Here is a 25456-nt window from a genome sequence, read left to right on the forward strand (position 1 = left end):
CTATTCTCCGATCTTAATATAAAACGTAGCTTATTTAACTTTGTTTGGGTAAATAAAGATTCCATTTCATTAATAATTATTCTTCTCCAAGGCTCTATTTTATATCTTCAGTGCGTAATACCCCTAATCGGATTATTTCTGAATTTCTTAAAATCAGTTTCAATTTGTCAGTAAATATTTCAATGATTTCTGATAATCGTTCTCGTTCACTCAGCGATTTTGTTAAATCAATCCCCACAGTAAAGTAAAACGAAAACTTTGCACTTCCGACAGAAATATCAAATTTTGTTGTGTTAATCTGCAAACTTTCCGTAGTTTTCGCATAATTTCCCTGGAGACTTCCCTCTATATAGATCTTTTGGTATATCTGAATTAAAGACTGATTGATTTTTTTTAACGCTTCGGGCGAAGCATAATAATTTCCTATTTCAAAATCATTAACAAATAAAATCCCGAAATTCAATTGATTGTCCAGACAAAATGCTTTAATGGTGCGACACAAAGTTTCGTATAAATTGGGATTTCTTAATAACGGTTGAGCAAAACTGGAGATGATACTAAAGGGATTATAGATTGAAGTATGAAAAATACTTGGAGTGATATCCAAAGACTGGATTGTAGGCAAGGTACCTTGAATAAACTCTTGCTCATTTCGAATCAACCTTGATTTATCTTCGTATTTTGTATCATATTTGTGGAAAAAAAGGTAAATTTTTAAATTTGGATTGAACTGATAGGCAATTTCTAATGATTTTAAGAAATATGCCATACTTTGGCGAATTTTTGCAGATTCTTGCACATCAATTATGTAGTAGAGATATTTTATCCCCCGAAAATATTTCTGAGGTTGCCGCAGATAATTATTCCGATATCTTTCTTGCCCGCCAAAATCCCAAATAACAAGCTGTCGTCCTAAAAATGAAATATCGGAACGATCTACCCCCTTGGTTGGGGCCAAGACCATCAATGCTTCAAATTCATACAAAATGGTTTTGACCAAAGAAGTTTTTCCCGCATTGGCTAATCCTAAAATTGCGATTTTTTGAACTGAATTTAGTTCATCTTCAATTATTTTATTCAGTTCCTCTTTCACAAATTTATACATTGGATTATTCCTCCTACCATGTTTGTCTGCTTTTCAGATACAAACTATCGCCAACAATTCAATTTAATTCCTTCTTCCTATTTACTTTTTGATTTTGGAAAAAGCCTTATAAAATTTACAACCGAATTTAATCACTTCTCGAGTTTATAGAAATTATCAATCAGAATATACAAATGCTTAAGATAGATCAAAGCGCAATTTATAATTATAGCAAGTGATTTGAACAAATCAATTGATCTTGAGTAAATAACAAATAATACCACAATGGTGAAACCCATGCCAAAACGATACGATGCGAATCTTGTTGATAATATTACGAAGTTTCATGAATTAGAATTTCATATTATGCGAGGAAGAAATGAATCCGCCATATATTTTGATTTAGATCTCGATTTAAGTAAAACCCTCCCTTATATTGAGAAAGTAAATGAAGGAAAGGGTAAAAAAAAAATTACCTTATTTCATATCATCCTAGGTGCTGCTGTAAGAACCCTCGCCTTACGTCCTAAATTAAATCGGTTTGTGTCTAATCGTCGGTTATGGCAACGCAATACTATGACTTTAGCTTTTGTTGTCAAGAAAATGCTTGACGAAGATGCCGGATCAGTTAATGCTATGATCGATTTTGATCCTTTTGAGACTTTAGATACTATTTCTGAAAAGATTGATAAACATCTTTACGAAGCTAGAAAAACGAACTCCAACGAGAATGATAAACAAATTGAAATGATTACAAAAATGCCCCGCTTTTTAATTCGCTTCATTTTTTGGTTGGTTCGTTGGTTAGATGAAAGAAATTTGTTTTCCAAATTTGTGTACTCCCAAACCAAAGATATGCCTATGTATTCATCAGCCTTTCTTGCTAATCTTGGTAGCATTGGACTTCCAACTGTATACCACCATTTATTTGAAATGGGGACCATAGGCTTTTTCTTAGCAATTGGTAAAATCACAAAACGCCCATTTGTGGATCAGGAAACGGGTGAATTGTCTGTTCGGCCAATGATGACTATTCGGATTACCCTAGATGATCGCATCTCTGAAGGAGTCTATCTTCGAAAGGCTGTGGATTATCTTCATTTATATATTGAAAATCCAGAAGAACTCGAGAAACCTTTAGAATTATCTCAAAAACAGTTGGATTGGTTAAAACTTAAGAAATACAAGAAAGATTGGTCCAAAAAAGGTAAAACCAAATAAAAAATAGATATCCGTATTTAAAATTCTGTGTTTTTCTTCTAAAGTCTTCTTTTTTTTCAACCATTCACATGGTTCTCTTGATTTTTTCTCTTCCTAATCCTCAGCATTTGAACATCCTTTTTCTTCGAAATAAGGTAAAAATTTAAGAAATGGTGTCTTATTATTATTCGAGGAAGAACAATGGCATCGATTGATTTTAGATATCTTATCCCCGAACCAATTTTCAATGAAATGGTAGCACTTTCTAAAGAAGGACACGATGATGGAAATCGAATTGTTGCCGGTTGGATGTTTGCTGACCGGAAGAACAATTTTGCAATTATTAAAGGCTATGAAATTACAAAAAACCCTTCGGACGCCCATGTTAGGCCCAAATCATGGATGCGGATGAAGAAACATAAACTTTACCACATGAGAAAACTCAAAGAAGAACGCAACATTGATATTGTATACCAATTTCACACTCATCCCGATGGTAAAGAAGATTTACATGATGTTGATTTGAAAATCCTTAACTATTTAACTACTGGGGTGATGGTGGTCATTACACCTACGAATATCATCGGTTGGTACTTTGATAAGCGGGAAACTAAAAAACCCTTGATTGATAAGATGGTTTTTGAGATTATCAACGAGTAAAAGGGTTTTTTCTTCTTTTTCTCTGTTTTTTCCTTTGTGTTTTTGCAATAAACTATAATCGTAGACCCCGAAATTGAATTGCTAACCTTGTCACGCATCTCAAAACTCACTGCATTGGGAAGAAAGAAGAAAAAACGAGTAAAACTAAAAATAATTTTGTTGCAATATTAAGATTTTTGGGCGTGGCACCAATTTTCTTTACACGTGCGTGAGCAGAATTTGTGTTCTGGAGGGTCTTGTCCAATATTTTTATGGATTACATGTCGTTTTGGAAGAGGCTTGCTGCACCAGTCACATTTTCGAATCTTTTTCAAAGATTCAGGTAATTTGATATCAATAAAAGAATCTGACATATTTTGTTTATATGTCACATTCGCCTTAAATATATCGATTTATAAAATCTCTTAAACTGTGAAAGTTTAAAACCATTTTTCGAAATTTTGAAAATAAAATTCAATATTGAAGATATTTGGGGAGAATTTTAAATACTCAATTAATTTCAGAATTAGTATCTTGTTTAAAAAGGCATTTTTTATGTAAAACTATGGTAAAATGTCCAAACGCTTTTTTCAGATGATATTCTTATATATTTCAAATTTTCTCACTCAAATTTAACTTTTTTATTCAAAATAAGAGCAAAAAAGATTATAAGATTATTTTAAATGAAAAAACAATATGGTCAATACCTCAACTTTGGAAGGATCGAATTTATTATTCCAAAAGGCCAAGAAGACATTATACAAAAAAAATGAACAAGAATATGGTCAAGAAACTCATTCGGGGGATAATGAAAACATTAATCACAATTATTTCCATAGGCGCATTATTAACTTCATTTATTGGCGGAATATCCATATTTCAAGTGATATCAACTCCAGATTCCATCGATATTGATCCAGATAGTGCCGATATGAACTTAGGTGTATTAGGGAATAGTTTCTCGATTGATATGTCCTTTAATAATGAACGAGGGTATTATACTTTCGATAATTTTACCATTTCTGTTAGCATTGAATTACGAGCAAAAGAGAGTAATGTGAATATATCCTATATGGATCAAATTTTATACCAAGAGGATTTAGCGGCTGGGCAGGATTATACTATTGCCTTAATCGCGGAAGAAGATGATTTTTCAACAGAAAACTTTCTGCTTCAAAATAACAACTCGTGGTATGATCCAGAAGTGGCGCTTTATTTAAATAATGCAACAATTAATGAAACGGCGGAGATACAAACGTTAAGTTATCCCTACTTATTGTGGCATTATGATGTGGCCTTATCTATTCAAATTGTCTCATCTTATAATTTGGGTTTGGTCGACTTTGGGCTTTCTATCGAATATATTGCTGACTATTATCAATATTTTACCCAAGATTATCCTACAATGAAAGAAAATATCATGACGAGTTATGGAATTTAAAAAGTGCATTACTGTGAATCCGCGATTAAAAAATTTGCTAAAGGGATTAATGTCTGGAAGTTGGAATTGGGTGGTAAAAATTACAATCCCAATTTTCATATTCAATTATCTGATGCAACTAAGCATTATGGGTGTCCAACTATATACCGAAGAGAAAGTATCTCTAATCACGTATTGGATTATCGCTTTTGGCTTAATTTCAACTGCTTTGGCTGTTTTTATTGCCAGTTCACCCAAAAATTCGATCCGTCATGCAATTGGGGGCTTACTACTTTTGTTTGTTAATGGTTTTTATCTTTATGTCTACAAATTTTCAGGGGCGGTGGATTTTCAAAATATAGTAATTAACTTAGGGCCAGACACCTCTGCGACTTTTTCCTTGAATTTAGACCCGATGATATATCTGAACATGGGTGTTATAGGATTGAATTTTCTGGTGGCTTTATGGGATCTTTTAATCGCTTTCCTATCACCTATTGAAGAAAAAGAAAAAACCAGAAGTGAACAAGGTTTAAACCATATTTCAAACACCCCTCTTCAAAAAAAAGAGAAAATGCGCTTAACTGAAAAAGACCGGGGGATGGAACAGAACGATGTTGACGCATATTCATTTTAACCAACCAGGAGGAAAATAAATCAAATGCTACCTACAAATGTAGAAAATTTATTAAACACGTTAAGTGTTTACATTGCTAAAATCTTACTTATTTTAATCCCATTTATGGGAATAGTTCTTCCAATTGTGACAGCCTTTGGTAAAGTGATTCGTGCGTATGTTGAACCATTCTATGAATTTTTACCTCAAAATCCTAATTTTTTCCAGTTTAATACAAATTGGATATATGTGATTCTAGGGGGTTTAATCCTAATTTGTGGATTGGTGGTAAATTTAGTATGGCCAGAAAGATCAAAAAGAAAAAATTCAAAGTGAAGAAAAAACTTAAGTTACCTAGAAATGAGAGTAATTGTTAAATTTAAAACCATTCTTAATTTGGTCTGGGGGACACCGATCAATGGTCGGGAGGCTTTTGCATTTGTTCGTGGATTTCCTGCGACTTTTTTCTTAACTGAAAGGCGAGCTATAGTCGTTGGAGAGTTTACAGAGAAAGTGGGATGGTTCAAACCAAAAAAAATGCATCGGATCATTTTTGAAGCCGGGCTCCATAAATTAAAGGAGTTTAACATTAGCATTATTCCCGAAAAACGAATTTTTGCGGGTTTTATCAGTTTTCACCCTCATAATCAAGTTGGGGAAAATGCCACCATTCAATTTTTAAAAATGCGCCCAGAAATTGGGAAAGTGATCGAAGATCATCTTTCAAATCTTGAAATTCGAAATCCTGCCGAAGATTCTGGCATCGTTATGGTGGACGCAACAGCTATTCCACCACAGCGTTGGTTAAATAAAAGATTTGGCAAAAAAGATGGAACCCCAAAGATTTTGTATTAATTTTTTTAATCTTCTTCCTCAAAAGGAACCCGAATAATTACCATTAAGGATTTGATTTCATGAGGTTTCATGGGAAATTGGATCGAATTTTCATCCACCATCATTTTAGAATTGTTTATTCCATTATTCTGTATACGTTCCAAGAGATCCACTTCAAAGACTTTTGTTATGTTCACAAATTCTGGTAAGGAAAGTGTGCAAGATGTTTGAATTCCTCTAAATTCAACACATCTGACTATAACTGCAATTTCATACATACTTGGATTATAGAACCAATCCGGTGCTGCTCGCATGAATTCTTCGATCTCTTTCACTGTAGTGATTATCACATTTGGTTGATTGAGTTTGAAAAATGAGATTTTGTCATGGCTTGCATTCGTTGGGGCATAAATCATTGGAAAATTGTATTCATAGGCTTGTTTTAACACATTTAATTCATCGATTTCAGGTTCCACACATTCAATTGCCCATGGGATCCGATGAAATCCGTGATCTGTGTATTTCGATCTTTGCTCGTGATCAGAATCTAAACGAACAAACTTTGAATCGGGGGTCTGTAATTTTGGAGCCCGAAGTAAGGAAAGAGACACGGTATCTTCAGAAATCCCTAAACCATATTTTCCTTGTGAATACAAAACGAGATTTTTTTGGGTTTCATTCTCGAGTTTTTGAGTATAGCAGAGGGCAAATTGTTGGAAAGACATCTCAATCGGCAACTGGTGTCTTGTGGTCAAATCATTGAAGCTTTGATGTTCAATTGAATAGGGTTTTCCGAAGGCAAATTTTTGAAATTTCTGAACACTATTGATTTCTAGTTTGAGGAACTTATTCTTTTCTCTCCAATCTACTAAGGTTTCACCGTAAATTTTCTTTTCTTTGCGATAAATACTAATTCGAGAGTGAAATCGGGAGCCATCTTTACTTTTATTATACTTAATAAGAATTGTGTGTCGAAGGGGGCCTCTTTCTTCAATTTCTATACTTTCCAAAGCAGGGAATTCGTTTTGTACAAGATAGTGACTTGGATCAATATGTATTGGATCTGAAAGCGATGGTTTTTCATGATAAAGTGTATGTTGGATCCCTTTTTCCCCTAATAAGTTGGTTTCTTGGTCATCATAACTTAAATGAGTGATGATCCCAGAATTAGCATCAATTTTGATTGTAATTAATTGTGAATTGAAAATATATTCTTCATTTTTAAGCTTAAATTTTTGGTTTGTTTCTTGGGTATGGGAAGGGGATTTTAAGAAAATTGTGTTCTCTAGGCCATAAGATTCAATATATGAACTTGGAGGGTGATAAATTAAAAGATAGTCTTTTGGAAGATTCTCAAACTCAAGTAATTCATCCTTATCAGGAGACACGGTAGGGAGGAGCTTTTGGGATTCAAAACTTAATTCTTCAATTTCCTGAATTAATTTTGCATTTGAAACCAGAAAATTTTGTCCTGGGACGTCTTTTACACCTAATTGCATTTCACGATTGGATAAATAGGGGGAAAAAGAAACTTTTTGAACAAAAAGGGGTTTATTCTGATGATCTAAGGCATTATTATATGTTTTTCTATACACTGTTGAAAATCCATGACGTTTCCACCCCAATGGATTAAAAAGAGTATAAAGGTCATGTTTTATCTTTTTCTTGAGAAAATGCGCTGCATTCATTATTGCATTTTCTTGACCACTTGATAAATGAGAAATTACTTGGTGATAACTTTCGGCAGCATCTCTTATAACTTCGCAGATGGAATTACCGCCAATTATTTCTCTGTATTGATGCTTAAGGACTAATTGCCAATCTCGTTGAATTTCATCTTGAAAATGTTCTCGACCCAAGATTCCTGAAATTGCAGATAGCGCTTCTGTTTGATGTAATAACACCTCAGAAGTGTGATTATTTTCTTTCATCATACCTGCTGTAGTATAAATTCCTGAGTTTCGATGGAATAATATTGCATCACCCCACGTTGGAATTCTATTGTGATGAGAATGCAATTTTTCAAAGTGTTTCTTAAAAGACACATTTTCAACCAGTTTCGCCTGCTCCCAAAGCATCTTCTCCATTATTTCGAAAGGAAGGGGGCCAAATTTTGTATTTGGTGCGCCATAAGGATTGATTATTGCTGGTATCACTTCGTTCGACAGGTTGTTCTGAATTGTTTCATTAGAGGTTGTCCGGTTAAATGAAATGCTTCTTTCTGGTTGAAGAAAATAATTTCGGTCTTTTATTTTGGATAAAAAATTAGAATATTTTAGAGCACTTTGAGCCGAAACCGCAATCGATGTGTGATCATGAGCTGTCCACATGAAATTTACAAACGGAAATGGGAATTCGCCCTTATTCTTATCCTTAGGATCATCTAATACATTAATAAAAGCAGATTTTATTCCACTTTTCGACATTATTTGGGCTAGGATGTGAGGTAACTCCGAATAGCAATCAAACCATGCTACTTCTGCTAATTGGCTAAATTTAGCGGCAATGAAACGTTGACCATAGAGTTTTTGTCTAATGAGTGATTCACCATCAATGCAGCTTGCATCATAATTAACCAAATCCCCACCTATAATATTCCATTTACCTTCTTGTACTTGCGTTTGGATTTCCTGTAAAGTTTCTGGAAAATCTTTCTTTAACCATTGATAAGGGATAGTAGAAGGTAGTGTGCATGATAAAGTTTCAAAATTATAGGCTTCCATATTATAAATTGCTCTCGCAATGATGGGTTCTGAAATTTTTTCTCTACAATCCGACAAGCGCCATTTTCCAGCAAGATTTAATGAGATTATTCCACTATAAGTAAGTTTTGGGCTCTTAATTTTCTCGAGTTGATTCAAAGGATCGTATAATTTGGCGATTTTTTTGAATTTCCATTTGTACATATTTACAAGGACTTGTGAATGTTTCTTAAATAGTCCATCAATCATTATTTTTTCCAGAAAGGTTTTTTTTTTTGCCCAATCAACCATTTTTTTTTCCTCTAGAGATTAATCCAATGTTATACTTGGGAAACGGAATGTTAATAATCTTGTTGTCTTATGAGAGAAATTCTCAAAATTATTAAAAGTCTAAAAAACCAAGGGGCTACTTCAATTAAAAAATTCGATTCCATAATATATTTCTATACAAGTAGTGTGATTTGATGACTGAATCTACAGAATATGTTCAATTATTGCAAAATTATTATGGAGATTTTTTTGAACCTTTGAATTGGGAAACTGCCAACAAAAAGTGTCGGAACTTCTTTGCCAAGATTACAAAAGGAAAAAAAACCATATTCAATCGGAAATTTATCAATTCTTCTTCTTTGGATGATCGAGTTGTTTTTAATCAAAAACATTTTCCCGCTGGAGAAATAATTGAGCAAAAATCTACTTTTATTAAAGGAACTAAACAGGAAACAACATTTCATGGATTTTTTATCGTACATTTAAAAGAAAATGGTATTTACGGGGAAAAAATTTCTCAAAAGGATGCCTTAGAATTTTTTGATTTGAAACAAAAACTTCCCGAACTCCAAAGTAACGAGAAAAACAATTTACGCGTTAAATTAGGGACTGTTGTTAGGAAATTAACTTCAAAATATGGAGAAGCAATGATTTCTGAAGTTTTAACCGATATCTTAGAAGAATATTTTCCTAATGTTTAACAAACAAAAGTTTTTTGCCTTTTTTAATCTATTATTATTATGGTTGGAATAGACCAAAAACGAATTATTCTAAGTGATTCTTTCTGGATGTTTAGATTTTTGAAAGATGATGAAGAAATCACTTCACAAATTCTAAAAGAGGGATTACCACTTACCGAAGAAACTTTAAAAGTGTATGTCCCCTCATCTTGGGCACTTTACCAGAATCGGAAACATTTTTATCATTTTGGGCGCGGATTATATGAGATGAATTTCTACCTTCCCTACCGATGGGGTTCTGGGGATGGGAAGAAAGTGACCCTTGTTTTCAATGGTTCAAATTACAAAACTACGGTCTGGATTAATGGGAAAAAAGTTGGTTTCCATGAAGGAGGTTATACTAAATTTTGGTTTGAAATAAATGATTTCGTTGTATTTGGTAAAGAAAACCGAATTACTATCGAAGTTGACAATCGCTATATGGAAAATCGGTTACCTTGGTTTGAATCGCCCGAATGGATGAATTATGGAGGTATCTATCGTCCAGTGTACTTAAAATTAACTTCCCAAGTTTGCTTCGATGATTTTAAAATTACAAACGACCTCGAATTTGATAAACCATTGGGTTTGGGATCTCAAAGTTGTAAAGCGAAACTAAATGTTCGTTTTTTGGTAAAAGATCATAGTGATCATCGCAAAGATTTTGAGGGTAGCATTATTGCCATTCTAAAAAATTCTGAAGAACTTGACTCCATTGAAGTTCCATTTAAGTTTAAAGATAAAAATGAACGATATGTTGATATATCACTCAATATTGAGAATCCTCACCTATGGTCACCTGAGGATCCATATATGCATGAGTTAACTTTTCAACTCATCGACAAAAAGGACCGCAAAGAAATTGATCGGGAAAAAATGAAATGGGGATTTCGTGATTTTGTAATCTCCGGCAAAGATTTTTATCTTAATAATAAACCGATTGTATTACGCGGAATTAGTCGTCATGAAGATCATCCCGATGTAGGGTCTTCAATGAATCCTCGTCTTATTTATAACGATTTAAATATTATGAAAGGGGCTGATATCAATTGTATTCGAACCTCTCATTATCCTCCCCATGAATCACTCCTGGATTTTGCCGATGAGATGGGATTTTTAGTTTTGGAAGAAATCCCCGTCTATCGCTTGAGAAAAGAGCATTATACTCCCGAAATGTTAATAAATGCCCAGCAACAATTATGGGAGATGATTCATCGGGACAAAAACAAATGTTCTGTTATTGCGTGGATTGTTTCAAGTGAATGCGATACTGAAAGCGAAGAAGGAAATAAATTCATGTCCACTTTGTTACAAATTTCTCGCGATTTGGATCCCACCCGCTATCATACTTTGGTAACTGAAAAACCTCTTCTTGACACTACCATGGATTTGGTCGATTTTGTCTGTGCTAATGTCTATATTGGATGGTATGATAATTATGATGTAAGTCCGAAAGATGCTGCAGCAGAAATTGATCTAATCTGGAAAAAAATGAACACTCTCGATCATATTAAACCTTTAATGATTTCGGAGTTTGGAGCCGGGGCCATTTCGGGCTTCAAATCATTCGCAAATGCTCGATGGAGTGAAAATTATCAATACGATCTCTTGCGTGAATATTTAGATATCATAATTGACAAGGATTATATCAATGGTGCCTGTATTTGGCATTTTCAAGATTTTCGATGCAGTCCAGTCCAAGGTTTTCACGAAAGGCCCAAAGAATACAACAATAAAGGCATCGTTGATATGCATCGAGATCCTAAAATAAGTTATTACATTGTACAACGAAGATATGAGAAATGGAAAAAAATGATTGAACAACAAAATTCCATTATTCAAAAACAGGAATAAGGGGTATTCTAAATAGTTTCCAAATATTAGCACTTTCTTTATTTACTTTTTTTATTATATTTTTGAATGTAATATGTTCTTTTTGATAATCACGAATTTGGTTCCAAATCACATCGTGATGTTTTCTAATTTTGTCATAATTTAAGGGTAGATCTGCATAAATGGAATTTAATGAGATAAGCAACTCTTTTGCTTCAGACTTCTTAACGTTTCGATTTATGGCAATTCCCAAAATATGCATTAAATAACTGGAAAACATATGTGCTTTCATTTTTAGAACTTCATCTTTAATGAACTTGTCAATTCCATCAAAGTTAAACCTTCCACGTAAAATAAAATCCTCAATTTCTTGCATATAAACATTTTCAAATCGATTAATTATTGCCCGAGTCATTACATCTAATTCGTAGTATGCTTTTAAGTCTAAATCTTCCAATCCTCTTATTAAAAGGGTTGCATGAATTTTATTGCCTAAAGACATACGAAGCTCGGTATCCCCTCGAAGGATTCTAAAAGTTCGATCCTGTCCACCTATTCCTAATTCGTTGAAAAATAATGAACTGGCAGCTAAAAATCCTGAAACTAATTGAATATCCACGCTTGATTGTTGGTTTGGGTTATTAAAATTATAATAATAAATCGACATTGATTCATAGTGAATAAAAATTTCAAGTGACCCGTTAAGCATACCTATTATATGATGTTTTTGCCTAAAAAATTGTAGATTTTATGCTAAAAATTTATTTGAACAGAATCAAGATTATATGAATCGACATTATTGGAAAGTTTCGAAAATTTTTTTATGTATCGAATATTATTGATCTTGAATTTAGTTTTATTTCATCTTATTTTATTTAGATAAATAATGAATATCTGAAAGAGAAATACCACGAGGTAGAATTCAATGCCACGTAAAAGTAAAGCACAGAAGAAAGAAGAGGTTCAAGAACTATTTGAACAAGTAGAATTCCTTTTAGAACGAATTAATGCTGATAACGGAGTTCCAAGAAATATCCGAAAAATTGCACAAGAATCGCTGACAACCATTGGTCGCCTTGATGAGAAAGAAAACGGTCCTGCTGTCTGTGCCAGTTCCTGCGTAACCTTATTAGAAGACATCGCCCAAGATCTCAATTGTCCCCTTCATACTCGCACTCAAATTTATCAAATTTTATCCATTTTAGAACAAGTGCGTGATTATTAATTTTTTTATAATTTTTATTTCTATAAATTTGAAAAATGGTATTGAAAAAAGGTTATTCTGAGTATCCGGAAGAATCATAGGCTCCTTTTGGAGGTTTTTTGATATCTTCTTCATCTAACTCTTCATCTCTTCTTGAGATCTCTTTTTCTTTAGATGTAGCATTCATTATTTCGTCATAATATTTGCGTCCTTTATGAAGATAATATATGTTTCTCAAATCTCTTACGGTGATATATCCCCAAAATGAAAAAGGGAGAATATACAATAATATCCCCCACCATGTGAATGATGTAATTGAAATAAAATAAGTAAATAGAAAATAAATCGAAGTAAATAAACTGATCGCAAATAAAATCATTCTTCGTTTTGAATTTTTCTCAAATGTACCATGCTCTAAACCCGCATAACAAGTGCAACATATAACCGGCATATTGACATGGTGTTTTTCCTTATAATATAGCGACATTAAAATCGAAAAAGGACGATCTATCTTCATTCCACATAGTTGGCATCGAATTTTTAATTTTAGCCGATCATTTTCAATTTTATCTACTTCACTTTTTGGGAAAAAGCAATTATCATTTTTATAGTGATCACAGTGCTTACAATTAAGCATTTTCTCAAATTCAATGGGAAATCGTTTTTTCAAATTTGTTTGGATGATTTTATCATAGTCTGTCTGGTGTTTACAATATGGAATTCCATCTTCATCAATTGTCCATTCTGGCTGGATAATTCCGTCTTCATCATATATTTTTTCTTCATCCAAATTTGTGTCAATGGCTAGGTTTTTTTTTATATCATCTTTTCTATGGACCATTTTTTATTCTCTGAGAAACTCGATTAAACTAAAGCTTACCTATATAAAATAAAGATATCCCATATAAATAATATTTTCTTTTGCTTTAGAAGCAATTTTATTATCATAGCCTTAAAAAATATGAATAACTCCAAATGAAAAAAAAAACCAAAGGATGTGTTTGCATTTGAATCAAATTCCCCCAAAGTTTTTTGAGAATTTTCATTTTCACCTTTGTTGAAGTGCAAAGAGCACTTTAATATGTTAATGAAAGATACCGATACATACCCAGTTTTTCTAAAGCAATCGAAGCGTTTTCAACAAGCAACTTCATTTCGACATCTAAATATACCGGACATGGACACTTGTTGACTTTATACTCCATATATTGAACTTTAGCATGTAACAAATTTGTTTCTGATTGAAAAGGATATTCAACATGTTTGATCTGTGTCGTTCTTTCGATCCCTCATCATCCTTTCTTTTTTGCATAGTAAATCAATAGAACTGGTTTATCCATCTTTTTTCCATGACGTAAAAGAAATTCTGCGGTTTCATCAGTTATTTGCATCAAAATTATTACCAATTTCTAATAGAACTTAATAAAATAAAAATCCAGATAAAATGTTGATAAAAAAAATTGGAAAAGATGTACTTATGGGAATTATCTAATTAGGGATCCGTTGGGGGCATCAGAACCAGGTCTTATTAGAGCGGCTCCTTTTTTCTTCATATCTGCTGCTAATAACATTCCATTTGATTCAATTCCGCGAATTGCTTTGGGTTCTAAATTTGTTAATACTGTAACTTGGGTTCCTTTGATTTCTTCAGGAGAATATTGTTTTGCGATCCCAGCAACAATGGTTCGAGGTTTCTCTTCCCCAATATCTACTTGAAGGAGTAATAAATTCTTACTATCTGGAACATTTTCTGCAGTGATTACGGTTCCAACTCGCAAATCTAATTTTGTGAAGGTATCATAGTCAATAGTTGGTTTTTGTTTGCTTGATTTCTTCTTTCCATTTTGCTTAGATGTTCCTTCTTCAGTATTTTCTTCTTCGGGTTTTCCTTGCATTCGATTGAGTTTCTTTTTCAATTCTTTAATATCAAGTTTCTGAAAAAGAGGTTTCGCCTTTGGGATAGATTGACCCACAGGTACTTTCAATTCTGAGGCGGAATCCCATAATACATCGTTAATTGATTCTTGACTTCCAATGGCAATAAATATTTTTTGTGATATGCCTGGAATGTATGGTTGTAATAAAATTCCAATTGTTCTGACCATTTGAATTGATAAATTGAAGGTGTGACCTGCTTTTATTTTATTTGTTTTTATCATTTTCCATGGCGCTTTGTTGTTGATATAGATATTTCCTTGTCTTGCAATTCCAATAATTTCATTTAATGCTTCTTTCAACTTAAAGCGTTCAAGTAAATCTCCAACTATTTTGGAACTGGTTATTATCGTCTCAATGAGTTTTTGATCTTCTTCATCTAATTCACTCTCTTTGGGACCTTCAGGTACTTTTCCATCATATTGTCGACCAATGAAGGTTAAAGTTCGATGAATGAAGTTACCGATGATATCATTAACTTCTAAAACATCTTTTTCAAATTGATCCCATAAAAAATTGGTATCTTGCTTTTCCGGACGATTTCGTAGTAAGCTATATCTCCAATATTCCACGGGAGCTAATTCTAAAGCGTCATCAATCCAAATTCCAATTTTTCGAGATTTGGAAAATTTATCATTTTCATAATTTAAGAATTCGGTGGAACTGACATTGAAAGGCATGGTTAATTGCTTTTCTGGGGGTAAACCTTTGTTGTATGCCACTAATAAGCCAGGAAATATAATTAAATGAAATATTATGTTATCTTTCCCGATGAAATATACTGAACGTGTATTAGGATCATTCCAAAAATAGGAAAATTTAGAAGGATCTTTCTTAATTATTTCAGCCCACTCTTTCACTGCTGATACATATCCTAAAACCGCTTCAAACCATACATAGATTGATTTATTTTCTGATCCTTCAAAGGGTGCAGGAATTCCCCATTCCAAATCACGTGTAATTGCACGGCTTGGTAATCCTTCCTTTAGAAAATTAAGAGATGCAGAACGAGCATTCGAGGGGAGATATTCGTTATCTTCTATGAATCCGCGGATACCTTCTTCAGTTTTGCCAAAATCTAAATACCAATGTTTCGTTCGTTTTTTAATCGGAGTTTGTTTGCAATGTTTACAATGGACATTTATTAGATCTTCTGGTTCTAATAATTTCCCACAAGCATCACATTGATCTCCTCTTGCATTTTCTGATTGGCAATGTGGACATGTTCCTTCCACAAAACGATCGGGAAGATATAATTTATCATGCTCACAGTAAAAGACATCATCTTCTTTGGTAGATACTAATCCATTTTCTTCAACTTGTTTGTAAAAATTTTGTATGAACTGAATATGGGTTGGATTATGAGTATGTGTATAATTATCATACGAAATGTTCCATTTTAGAAAAAGATCTTTAATCTTTGCATGATTGATCTTAGTCAACTCTTCAGGGGTAATATTTTGTTCAATTGCACTCACTGCTACAGGAGTTCCATGCTCATCACTTCCAGAAACATAAATCGCTTCATCACCTTTTGATCGGACATACCGAACAAAAACATCTCCTGATAAAACACTGCCAATTAAATTTCCTAAATGAGGTGTTGCGTTGACGTATGGCCAAGCGCTAGTAATTATCCATTTTCTTTTTTTGCTTTCCATTATTCTCACCTAAGGCACTAATATTGAGATAAAATGTATGCTAACAGATTAATTTTTTCTATCATACAACTATCTCGTTCATTAAGATGTGTTATTTTTGCGAATTTATAAAATTTCTGCTTCAAATTTCTTCAATATTATTAAAATTTCTGCTTTAGCTCTCTGAAATATTGAAATATCTCTTGAATTACTAATTTCTTTTCAATTTTGAAATTAACAAATATATTTTTCCAGAAATTGTTGCATTTCAATCATTATCTCTCAAAATTTGGTCTCAAGATCAATATGAAAGATAAATCCTATTAAATTGTTAAATGCAACTAGTAGTGCATCGATTTTTGGGTCATCATTATTTGGGTTCTAAAAATTCTTGGAACATAAAATTGTTGATGGATAAAATGTAATGAGACCATTAAAATATTAAAAGATTAATTGCCAATTAAATTGATTGAAAATTCAATAGTTGTTGATTACTGGATAGTTCATATATTAAACTATTTTTCCACCACAATTTTCACAAGATTTGTCTTTATCATACATATCCTTTAGACAACTAACGTGATACTTTGCGGAACAGCGATTGCATCGAAATACTTTGTCATTTTTTTCTTTTGCATTGATTTCTTTAAAACAGAAACTACATTCGAAATTTGTATTGATCAAATTTTGGGGCTTGATTCGAATCATTTTAGTGGTGTTATCTTTCTCATCGAAATTTATTTTTTTTACTTCTATCCCTTTTATTATCTCTTTCGGCAGTTTTAATAACGTATAACAATAAGGGCACCGAAAAATGTTTTCTCCTTCCGAAGACTTCTTTGCCCAAACACCAGCACAATGGAGATGCATTGGAGTATCACAATGTGGACAAAGACGCCCTGTTAAAATAAAAGACAAATTGTTAATTGGACTATTCCGAGAAAAGCAAATCTGACATTTTATTGTGCTATTTCTTTTTTTAATTTCTTGAAATTCTTCTTCGGTTGGAAAACGTAAATATTCTGCTATTTCTGAAAGTTGTTCTTTATTTTTTGCTCTTAAAGAAAGCATTTGAAATGAAACATTATCAGTCTTTTGTTGAAGAGCAAAATTTCTAATACCTTTGAGTATACCTTTTTTTGAATGAAACTTCATAAAGGTACCATTTGTGGGAGTGACTAATTGGAGATATTCTGTCTCATTTATTGTATGGGATTTGTCCGAATAAACAAGTACATCAAATTTAACACCTAATTGTGTTAAAACTGGTATATATTTGGCAATCTCTGGGGTAAAATGAAAATCATAGCAGTCTGTAATTAAAAATACATGATTTGATTGTCCTCCGATAATTTGGATTTGATCCTTCAATATCTGAATGGCATTCTCTATGGAAAAAGTTAATTCTGCAATACTTCCTTGAGGAGGGTGATTATTAACAAATTTTTTTGAGGCGATTTGAGATAATAGTGAACTTGTATCTTTTGTTAATCCAGAAAGCACGGTTGTTTCTTTTCCAAAGATGAAGAGACTGATAAAAGACGCATGATCAACTTGATTTTTGGTTTCAATAAATTCCTTTACTCCCTTCAAGGCGACATGAAATCGATTTGGTCTAAAATCTTTAATCGCAGTGGATTTAGTGTTGTCTAAAAGAATTACAAAATTTTCAACGTTTTCATCCATTATTTACAATTTATTTTTTACTCGTATAAAGATGTTGGGGACTAACAGAAATGTAATACAGGTGAATTTAGTGCTATTGATTAACATTCTCTGTTATTAAAAAGAGAAAGAAATATCATACATAATTTTACTCGAAATATAAAGAAAAGGAGTAAAAAAACTCGATAATCACTAAAAACTTTCTACATTGCACAGTTTTGATAAAATAAATATGCTCGTAGTTCAAAAGTTCCATATTTTCTCACTATGTCTTTGGACCAAAAATGAAATTGCATAATATAGACTCTGAATATTTCAACTCTCTGTCTCGAATTAGTGCTTTATTTAGTACTTTTAGAAAATTGATTTTAATTTATTCATCGGCCATTAATTGTGCTAATAAACAGCAAATCACTGAAAGAATATCAACTATTCGGTCGAAATAAGTGAAAAAAGAAAAAAAGGCTGAAGTAATAGTAATCCATTTTTACGCAAAGCTTGAAAAAACACGTTCAAATCTAACAAGCGCATCGTCGATTACATCATCTGTATCTGTCATGTTTGTATATAATCTACTTCCCGCTAATGTGATCATCCCTTCGGCCATATAAGCGGCACCAATCTCGTGCATGGCTGCCTTTCGACTAAATGCATCTTCTAAAGCGCCATTTTTTGCCATGTCAACTAACATTGCTCCAGCTGTTTCAACATGGCATAATGAACCTTGATTATAGGCCACAAAAGGCAAATCAAATTGATCAATCAACTTTTGGACTCCGTTAATCAATCGATCTCCTGCTAGGGCTGCCTTATAATAAGCTTCTGTGCGTTCAATTTCCTTAATTGCCCAATAGCCCGCTACACAAGTTAATGGGTTCGCAGAAAGCGTGCCTCCAACATAGGCCCTTTGTTTCCCTGTTTCAACACCTGCTGCCGCACAACTTACAATATCAGCTCTTCCACCTATTCCACCTGCCATAGGGTAACCCCCAGCAATTATTTTCCCAAAGGTTGTTAAATCTGGTTTTACACCAAAATAACCTTGGGCACCTCCCATTCCTGATCTAAAGCCAGTAACCACTTCATCAAACACCAATAAAGTCTCGAATTCATCGCATAATTCCCGTGCTTGTTTGCAAAATTCTTTATCTCGAGGTCGTGTTCCAGATTCAGGACCAAATGGTTCTAAAAAGACTGCAGCTGTTCCTCCGCGCTTCACATTTTTAACTAATAAAGTTCTTAATTCTTCAATATCATTTGGGAAAAATTCTTGAGTATTTTTTAGACAACCGTGTGGAATCCCATGAGCTTCATAATCTGCAGTTCCTGGTATGTGCAATCCATAAACAAATTGATCACTCCAACCATGATACGCCCCTCCTTCTTTTATTATTTTTTTCTTTCCTGTAAATACTCTTGCCAATCTCGCAATTCCCATATCAGCTTCAGTACCACTTCCAAGTAATCGAATCATTTCGACATTTGGCATGTGGTGGTTGATTAATTCTGCTATCTTCAATTCATATTCATGGAATAATCCCGTAACGGGTCCACATGAATTGAGCACATCAATAACCTTATCTCTAACAGGCTTCCAATTACTTCCAAGAAGTGTTGGACCTCCTGCCTGCAAAAAGTCTATATATTTATTTCCGTCTTTATCCCACATAAAGGCCCCATCTGCTTTTTCGATACAGATGGGAAAAGGATAATTGAAAGCTAAATTATGTTGTACTCCTCCAGGAATAAATTTTTTTGCCAGAGTTGTAATTTCTTTGGATTTTTGACATTTGGTCTCAAAATATTGGAGATAATTGTCCATGACTCCGTCTTTGAAGGTTCGTAAATCTTGACTTACCAAAATATCTAATTTTGACCGGATTTCGTTCGCATCTGGCCAATGAGTGAGTCCGTATTTGTGTTCGGTCATTATTTTCACTTTAAAGAATTCCTAAGCTATAAATATTATTGCTCTTATCGTTCTTTTAGTTGATGTGTTTAAAAAACTCTCAGCAACGATTTTCAAAAAATTCTCACAAACTATTTTGTTCAAAAATAATTTTTCACCGTTCATAAGGAAGAGTTTTGGAGTTAATTTCATATTTCAATAAATAAAAGTACAAAGATGTGCACATAATTCCACCAAAGTTCAATTAAAAATTCAAAAAATTAAGTCAATTTGGAAAAGAAGTATGAAAAAAAAAGGTAAATTGAATCCTTTTTAAAATAGGTTGGTCATTCAATTTTTTTATAATGCATCTAAAGCATTATTGAATGTTTCACTTGGACACATTGCCTTTATTGCCAATTCTTCAACAGGTTTATAATATCCTCCGATATCAATCGGTTTACCTTGTACTGCAAGTAATTCATTGGCAATTTTTGACTCATTTTCAGCTAAGGTTTTTGCTAGGTTGGTGAATTTATTTTTCATTTCTTCATCCTTAGTTTGTGAAACTAGTTCTTGAGCCCAATACATCGCTAAATAGAAATGAGATCCTCGATTATCTATTTCATTAACTTTTCGAGAAGGAGATCTGTTATTATCTAAATATTTTTCAACGGCTTTATCAAGTGTTTCAGAAAGAAGAAGTGCCTTTGGATTATTAGTTCTTTTACCTATATGAGTTAATGAACCAGGTAAAGCCATGAATTCTCCTAAGGAATCCCACCGTAAATGATTTTCTGCCATGAATTGTTGCACGTGTTTTGGAGCTGAACCACCCGCCCCTGTTTCAAATAAGCCTCCCCCATTCATTAATGGCACGATAGAAAGCATCTTTGCACTTGTCCCAACTTCAAGGATTGGAAAAAGATCTGTAAGATAATCTCGAAGCACATTACCAGTTACTGCAATAGCGTCTTTTCCTTGATGGATAATTTCACAGGCATTTTGAGTTGCGTCATCTGGAGCCATTATTTTTATGTCTAATCCCGTTGTATCATGATCTTTCAAATATACATTGACCTTCTTAATGAGTTCTGCATCATGGGCTCGATTTTCATCTAACCAGAATACCGTTGGAAAGCCCGTTGTTCGTGCTCGATTCACAGTTAATTTTACCCAATCTTGAACTGGTAAATCTTTTGTTTGACACATTCGGAAAAGATCACCATCTTCAACTTTTCGTTCAAGTAAAACTTCATTAGATTCAGATAAAACTTGAACAACTCCTTGACCATGAATTTCAAAAGTTTTGTTATGGGAGCCATATTCTTCCGCTTTTTGTGCCATTAAACCAATATTTTGGACAGATCCCATAGTTGAAGGATTAAATGCACCATGCTCTTTACAAAAGTCAATGGTTTTTTGAAAAACTCCCGCATAGCTACTGTCTGGGATAACGAATTTGGTATCATAAGCCTTACCATCTGGACCCCACATCTGTCCACCATTTCGAATAGCTGCAGGCATAGAAGCATCTATGATAACATCGCTTGGAACGTGAAGGTTTGTGATACCTTTATCAGAATTAACCATTGCAAGCTTGGGGTTCTTTGAATAACACGCATCAATATCATCATTTATTTCTTTTTGTTTTTCAGAAGATAAACTTTTGATTTTAGCATAAAGTTCTCCTAATCCATTATTTGGACTGATACCAAGTTGTTTAAATGTTTCCGCATGTTTTTCAAATACCTCTTTGAAGTATACTGAGACCACATGCCCAAAAATGATTGGATCAGAAACTTTCATCATAGTTGCTTTCAAATGAATTGAAAATAGTATTTCTTTTTCTTTTGCATCCTTTACTTGTTCTTCTAAAAAGGTTCGTAAAGCATTTTTACTCATGGCTGAAGCATCAATAATCTCTCCGGGGATTAATGGTAATTTTCCTAAAAGAACTGTCTTTTTACCTGTTGTATCAATAAATTCGATTCTACTATTACCCGCTGTTTGCTCGGTTATAGTTTTGGAAATCTCGGTGGTTCTAAGATCTCCTGCTTTCATTGTTGCAACATGAGATTTGGATTCTTTAGTCCATTTACCCATTGAATGCGGATTTTTTTTAGCATAATTTTTAACCGGAGTAGGAACTCGTCGATCAGAATTCCCCATTCTTACTACAGGATTTACGGCACTTCCCTTAACAATATTGAATGTTTTTTGAATCTTCTTTTCTTCATCTGTTTGAGGATCCTCTGGATAATCTGGAATCTTGTAACCTTTTTCTTGTAATTCTTTAACTGCTGCTTTTATCTGTGGAATTGATGCACTGATATTTGGAAGTTTAATTATATTCGCTTCTGGTTGGAGAACTAATTCTCCTAATTCTTCTAAGGCATTCGGTTGTCGTTGCTCTTCGGTTAAGTATTGAGGGAAATTAGCAATTATTCTTCCTGCCAAAGAGATATCCTTCGTTTCTATTTCGATCCCTGCCACTTCTGTGAATTTCTTGACAATTGGAAGTAAAGAATAGGTGGCTAGCCGTGGAGCTTCGTCTACTCTTGTATAAATAATTTTTTCATTAGATTGAGTCATGATATGAGTCACTTTTTATAATTTTGTTTTGAAAAAATAAAAAAAAGAAAAAGAATGGGGTTTAATCGTAAAGGATTTCATCCCAAGGTTGACGATAGAGTCGTGATCGTTGTCGTTTTTGATCAAAAACATGTCCCATCATACCAATAGATCGCCCTAATACAAAAAGACCATTCAATGCTTCACTGGAGATAACATCATCTTTTTCGTCAGTAGTGAAATCTAAGTTCTCCAATAAATCTAAGAAACAAATTCCAATACACCCATCAACATTCAAAATTAAGTTATTTCGTTTTGATGTTGTTAGTTTTTCTACTTCTAAAGCATAATCAAGGTATGGATGTTTTGGGAAATTTTTCATTACATAGTCTTTCAAAAGAACTACACGGACATCAGGATTTTGGACAGATTTGATCCGATGGCCAATTCCAGGGATATTTTTCTTCTCTACTTTCTTCATATAAGAAATAAATTCAGTAGGGCTCATTCCTTTATCATAAGCCATTCGGAAGTATCGAGCACCATCAGAAATCGCACCACCGAATCGTGGTCCAATGGTTAGAATACCTGTGGCTAAGGAAGACATTAAATCCTTGCCTGCACGAGCTGTGACTATTGCATTGTGGGCACCACTTACTGCTGGACCATGGTCTGCTGTAAGTTTAATTACCATTTCAACATACTCTTGAGCATAATCAGGTAATTCTTTCTTAAACCAAAGCATTCCAATAACATATCCTAAAGATTTATTTTCTTTGATAATAGCATCTAACCCTTTCTTATTATAGGTTGGAACATCTCCTCTATCATCAGAAATGCTGACAACAACATCAGTTGGTCTCCGTACTAAACCTTCTTTGAGTGCTTGAGCAAAGTCCATTGGAATCTTTGGTGGTTCAACTTCAACAATTTCTTCAATTTTTCCCTCAGATTTGAGTTTATTGAATACTTCAGCAATTAATTCTCCAAAATGATCATAAGTACTTGGCACATGGGCTCCAGCTTCTTTTAATGCCTTATTTTTCGCTTCTGCTGTTTCTAAATCACTCCCAGCCATGGCACCTGCATGTCCGAATTGTAATCCCTTTGGTAAAATTTTGGCAGCCGTTCCAGTTACCCAAATAACTAAAGGTTTAGTTATTTGCTTTGTTTTTAAAGCTTCCACAATTTTATATTCGTCAGTTCCCCCGATTTCACCGAGACATACTAACATTTTGATCTTGGGATTTTTCTCATATCGTAATAAGTGATCAATTAACGAAGCACCAGGATATCGGTCTCCACCAATTGCAATACTCTCAAAGATACCATCGGAATTTTGGGCAATCATGAAGTTCATTTCATTGCTCATTCCACCTGATTTGGAAACAAATCCGACTGAACCAGGGCGATACATTTTTGAGAGTATAACATTCTCGGTAGTTCCAGCGGTGTTTCCAATCTTGAAAGCACCAGCACGAATTCCTCCAACAGTTGCAGGACCAATGATCATTTTATTTCGATCACGGGCTATTTTTCCTAAAATTCGACTTTGACGTTCTGGAATTCCTTCAGCAATAATTGCAACCGTACGGATAGAGTCTGTTTCCAATGCTTCTTTACTCGTCTCGAATGAAGAACGGAATGAAGCAAAATTTACTACTACATCAGCATTAGGGTGTCTTTCAGCTGCAAGTTTAAATGATTTATATACTGGGATGATTATTTCTTTTACTCCAAAGAATACTTTGTGAGTTGCTACTGCAGGTCCTTGGGTTGGTCGAATAACGGCTGCTACAGAAGGTGTTTCACGTCGGCAGACATAATCGAAATCGATCATCCGTTGGATTGCTTTGGTTTGAAAACCATAAACTATGGCTTGGGTCTTTTCATTAAATAATTCGTAATCTTCCATTTTAATTTCCTCCTTTTAAGGCTAAGGGTACAATTCGAGTTAAGGGTGTATAACGGTCATGTACTTCAATATCTAAACCTAATTCTATTCCAATTTCTTTCATCATTTGTAACCCTTCTTTTTCATAAGGTCCACCTCGACGAACGTAGATCTTCACATTAGCTTTCTTCAATTGATCGACTTTCTTTCGGAAGGCTTTTACAATTCCTGAAAAGGTCGCTTTTACATTTGTGAAGTTTGCAATGCCTCCAGCAATGAAAAGATATTTTGGTTTTCCTGCAGGATCTGGGTTTTTGGTCATTAAATCAATTACTGTCTCGGCATATAATTGAGTATGTTCTAGAGATGGATTTCCAGAATATTCTCCGTAATTGGAAAGTTCCATTCCAAAACCTAAATCTGCGATGGTATCTGTAAAGATTACAGAAGCACCTCCTCCAGATAATAGAGTCCAAATGTGGCCATCAGGGTTTAATAAATTGAACTTTAATGAAGCACCAGTTTTTGCATCTAAACTGTCAATAAATTGTTCAGATTCGGTTAATTCCATACCAAATCCGCCTGGAAATTCTACTGGTGCATCAGGTGTGTTCCATGTATCATTATGTAAGAAATATGCAGTATTGTCTAAGCGAGATTTCAAATCTAATGGAACAATTTCTTTTTCTGCTGTTATTGCAAATGGGTTAATTTCTAAGAAGGCAAAGTCTTGATCTTGATAAACATGCAAGAGCGCTCTAACAAATGGAACAACAACATCTCCAAAATCACCTAAATCTGGTAATTGTCCTTTGAAATCAAAGGTTGCAAGATCTGCTGTAAATGGAACTTTAATATGAGTAACTTTATCCCAATTTTCTTCAACGAAAATTCCTCCTTCTAAACTGAAGTGGATTATATCATAATCTCGATCTGATGTAATGGAAACATAATATTCTTTCTCATGTGGGACAAAAGGTTCGACTAATAATCGAGTCAATTTTCCTTTTTTACCACTAATTTCAAATACTTTGTCCAATTTCTCCGCCGCAAAGGCTTTCAATTGATCCAAATTGGCATCTAACAAAAGTAAATTTGCTTTACCTCGTTTTCCGAATAATTGGTCTGGTTTTGCAACAAGTTTGTCGGTTTTTAACCATGGTAATTCTTCTGCCAACTTGTCAATATCGGTTTCTGGAGTAAGTACCGCAAGTTTATTGTGGAATTTGAACTCCGGGAAATATTTTGGAATTTGGCTAGCTAAGAGCTTTTTTCCGTCATATTCATAGATTGGTTTTTGAGCCATTTGTATTTCCTTCTTTGTCTTATTTAAAAAAAA

General features: G+C 33.7%; 20 protein-coding genes. 9 read left to right on the plus strand and 11 right to left on the minus strand.

The features are described 5' to 3' along the window. Positions 1-94 precede the first annotated feature (94 nt). On the minus strand, positions 95-1105 hold the full coding sequence (locus tag NEF87_RS00275; protein WP_457918137.1) for an ADP-ribosylation factor-like protein: 1011 nt from the start codon (positions 1103-1105) through the stop codon (positions 95-97). 276 nt (positions 1106-1381) lie between these two features. On the opposite strand from NEF87_RS00275, the gene NEF87_RS00280 reads away from it, so the two are divergent. Together NEF87_RS00280 and NEF87_RS00285 are read left to right on the plus strand one after the other, a co-directional pair. Continuing rightward, complete coding sequence (locus NEF87_RS00280) at positions 1382-2305, plus strand: 2-oxo acid dehydrogenase subunit E2 (RefSeq protein WP_371804362.1); 924 nt, start codon at positions 1382-1384, stop codon at positions 2303-2305. A gap of 180 nt (positions 2306-2485) precedes the next feature. After that, complete coding sequence (locus NEF87_RS00285; RefSeq protein WP_371804363.1) at positions 2486-2944, plus strand: hypothetical protein; 459 nt, start codon at positions 2486-2488, stop codon at positions 2942-2944. Positions 2945-3111: 167 nt separating this feature from the next. Here the strand turns inward: NEF87_RS00285 and NEF87_RS00290 are convergent, their stop codons facing one another. Continuing rightward, the gene (locus tag NEF87_RS00290) at positions 3112-3315 is read right to left on the minus strand and encodes a hypothetical protein (RefSeq protein WP_371804366.1); all 204 of its coding nucleotides are present in this window, start codon (positions 3313-3315) and stop codon (positions 3112-3114) included. A gap of 416 nt (positions 3316-3731) precedes the next feature. On the opposite strand from NEF87_RS00290, the gene NEF87_RS00295 reads away from it, so the two are divergent. From NEF87_RS00295 to NEF87_RS00310, 4 genes are read left to right on the plus strand one after another with little or no spacing between them, the layout of a single operon-like run. Beyond that, complete coding sequence (locus NEF87_RS00295; RefSeq protein ID WP_457918138.1) at positions 3732-4364, plus strand: hypothetical protein; 633 nt, start codon at positions 3732-3734, stop codon at positions 4362-4364. Continuing rightward, positions 4354-4980 (plus strand): hypothetical protein, encoded by a 627-nt coding sequence (locus NEF87_RS00300; RefSeq protein ID WP_457918139.1) that lies wholly within the window; start codon positions 4354-4356, stop codon positions 4978-4980. Before NEF87_RS00295 ends, NEF87_RS00300 begins: the two co-directional genes overlap by 11 nt. 24 nt (positions 4981-5004) lie before the next feature. Next, entirely contained in the window at positions 5005-5295 is a 291-nt protein-coding gene (locus tag NEF87_RS00305; protein WP_457918140.1) for a hypothetical protein, read from the plus strand. A 24-nt stretch (positions 5296-5319) separates the two neighbouring features. Then, a complete protein-coding gene (locus NEF87_RS00310) occupies positions 5320-5814 on the plus strand; it encodes a hypothetical protein (protein WP_371804370.1) in 495 nt (164 codons plus the stop codon). Positions 5815-5819: 5 nt separating this feature from the next. Here the strand turns inward: NEF87_RS00310 and NEF87_RS00315 are convergent, their stop codons facing one another. Beyond that, entirely contained in the window at positions 5820-8786 is a 2967-nt protein-coding gene (locus tag NEF87_RS00315; RefSeq protein WP_457918141.1) for a glycoside hydrolase family 38 N-terminal domain-containing protein, read from the minus strand. A 173-nt stretch (positions 8787-8959) separates the two neighbouring features. Between NEF87_RS00315 and NEF87_RS00320 the strand changes: the two genes are divergently transcribed. Together NEF87_RS00320 and NEF87_RS00325 are read left to right on the plus strand one after the other, a co-directional pair. Further along, positions 8960-9466 carry a hypothetical protein gene (locus NEF87_RS00320; RefSeq protein WP_457918142.1) on the plus strand — a complete coding sequence of 169 codons (507 nt, stop codon included), beginning with the start codon at positions 8960-8962 and terminating at the stop codon, positions 9464-9466. A 39-nt stretch (positions 9467-9505) separates the two neighbouring features. Then, positions 9506-11338 (plus strand): glycoside hydrolase family 2 protein, encoded by a 1833-nt coding sequence (locus tag NEF87_RS00325; protein ID WP_457918143.1) that lies wholly within the window; start codon positions 9506-9508, stop codon positions 11336-11338. Here NEF87_RS00325 and NEF87_RS00330 read toward each other — a convergent pair. Beyond that, the gene (locus tag NEF87_RS00330) at positions 11319-12026 is read right to left on the minus strand and encodes a hypothetical protein (protein WP_457918144.1); all 708 of its coding nucleotides are present in this window, start codon (positions 12024-12026) and stop codon (positions 11319-11321) included. The two genes, NEF87_RS00325 and NEF87_RS00330, sit on opposite strands and share 20 nt — an antisense overlap. Positions 12027-12242: 216 nt before the next feature. Between NEF87_RS00330 and NEF87_RS00335 the strand changes: the two genes are divergently transcribed. Beyond that, positions 12243-12542, plus strand: coding sequence for a UPF0147 family protein (locus NEF87_RS00335; protein ID WP_371804375.1), 300 nt, complete (start codon positions 12243-12245; stop codon positions 12540-12542). A 52-nt stretch (positions 12543-12594) separates the two neighbouring features. Here the strand turns inward: NEF87_RS00335 and NEF87_RS00340 are convergent, their stop codons facing one another. The 7 genes from NEF87_RS00340 to NEF87_RS00370 all read right to left on the minus strand — a co-directional run bounded on the left by NEF87_RS00340 (position 12595) and on the right by NEF87_RS00370 (position 25423). Next, a complete protein-coding gene (locus NEF87_RS00340) occupies positions 12595-13362 on the minus strand; it encodes a hypothetical protein (protein WP_457918145.1) in 768 nt (255 codons plus the stop codon). 643 nt (positions 13363-14005) lie between these two features. Then, positions 14006-16117 carry a methionine--tRNA ligase gene (gene metG, locus NEF87_RS00345; RefSeq protein WP_457918146.1) on the minus strand — a complete coding sequence of 704 codons (2112 nt, stop codon included), beginning with the start codon at positions 16115-16117 and terminating at the stop codon, positions 14006-14008. A 489-nt stretch (positions 16118-16606) separates the two neighbouring features. Further along, entirely contained in the window at positions 16607-17782 is a 1176-nt protein-coding gene (locus tag NEF87_RS00350; RefSeq protein ID WP_457918147.1) for a VWA domain-containing protein, read from the minus strand. 466 nt (positions 17783-18248) lie between these two features. Beyond that, positions 18249-19691, minus strand: a complete 1443-nt coding sequence (locus NEF87_RS00355) for an aspartate aminotransferase family protein (protein ID WP_457918148.1) — start codon at positions 19689-19691, stop codon at positions 18249-18251. A 318-nt stretch (positions 19692-20009) separates the two neighbouring features. Beyond that, positions 20010-22244, minus strand: a complete 2235-nt coding sequence (locus tag NEF87_RS00360; RefSeq protein WP_457918149.1) for an NADP-dependent isocitrate dehydrogenase — start codon at positions 22242-22244, stop codon at positions 20010-20012. Positions 22245-22305: 61 nt separating this feature from the next. Next, positions 22306-24138, minus strand: coding sequence for a citrate/2-methylcitrate synthase (locus NEF87_RS00365; protein WP_457918150.1), 1833 nt, complete (start codon positions 24136-24138; stop codon positions 22306-22308). 1 nt (position 24139) lies between these two features. Next, positions 24140-25423 (minus strand): ATP citrate lyase citrate-binding domain-containing protein, encoded by a 1284-nt coding sequence (locus NEF87_RS00370; protein WP_457918151.1) that lies wholly within the window; start codon positions 25421-25423, stop codon positions 24140-24142. Positions 25424-25456: the final 33 nt, after the last annotated feature.

Origin of the sequence: Candidatus Lokiarchaeum ossiferum, assembly GCA_025839675.1 — an archaeon.
GTDB lineage: Archaea > Asgardarchaeota > Lokiarchaeia > Sigyniarchaeales > Promethearchaeaceae > Lokiarchaeum > Lokiarchaeum ossiferum.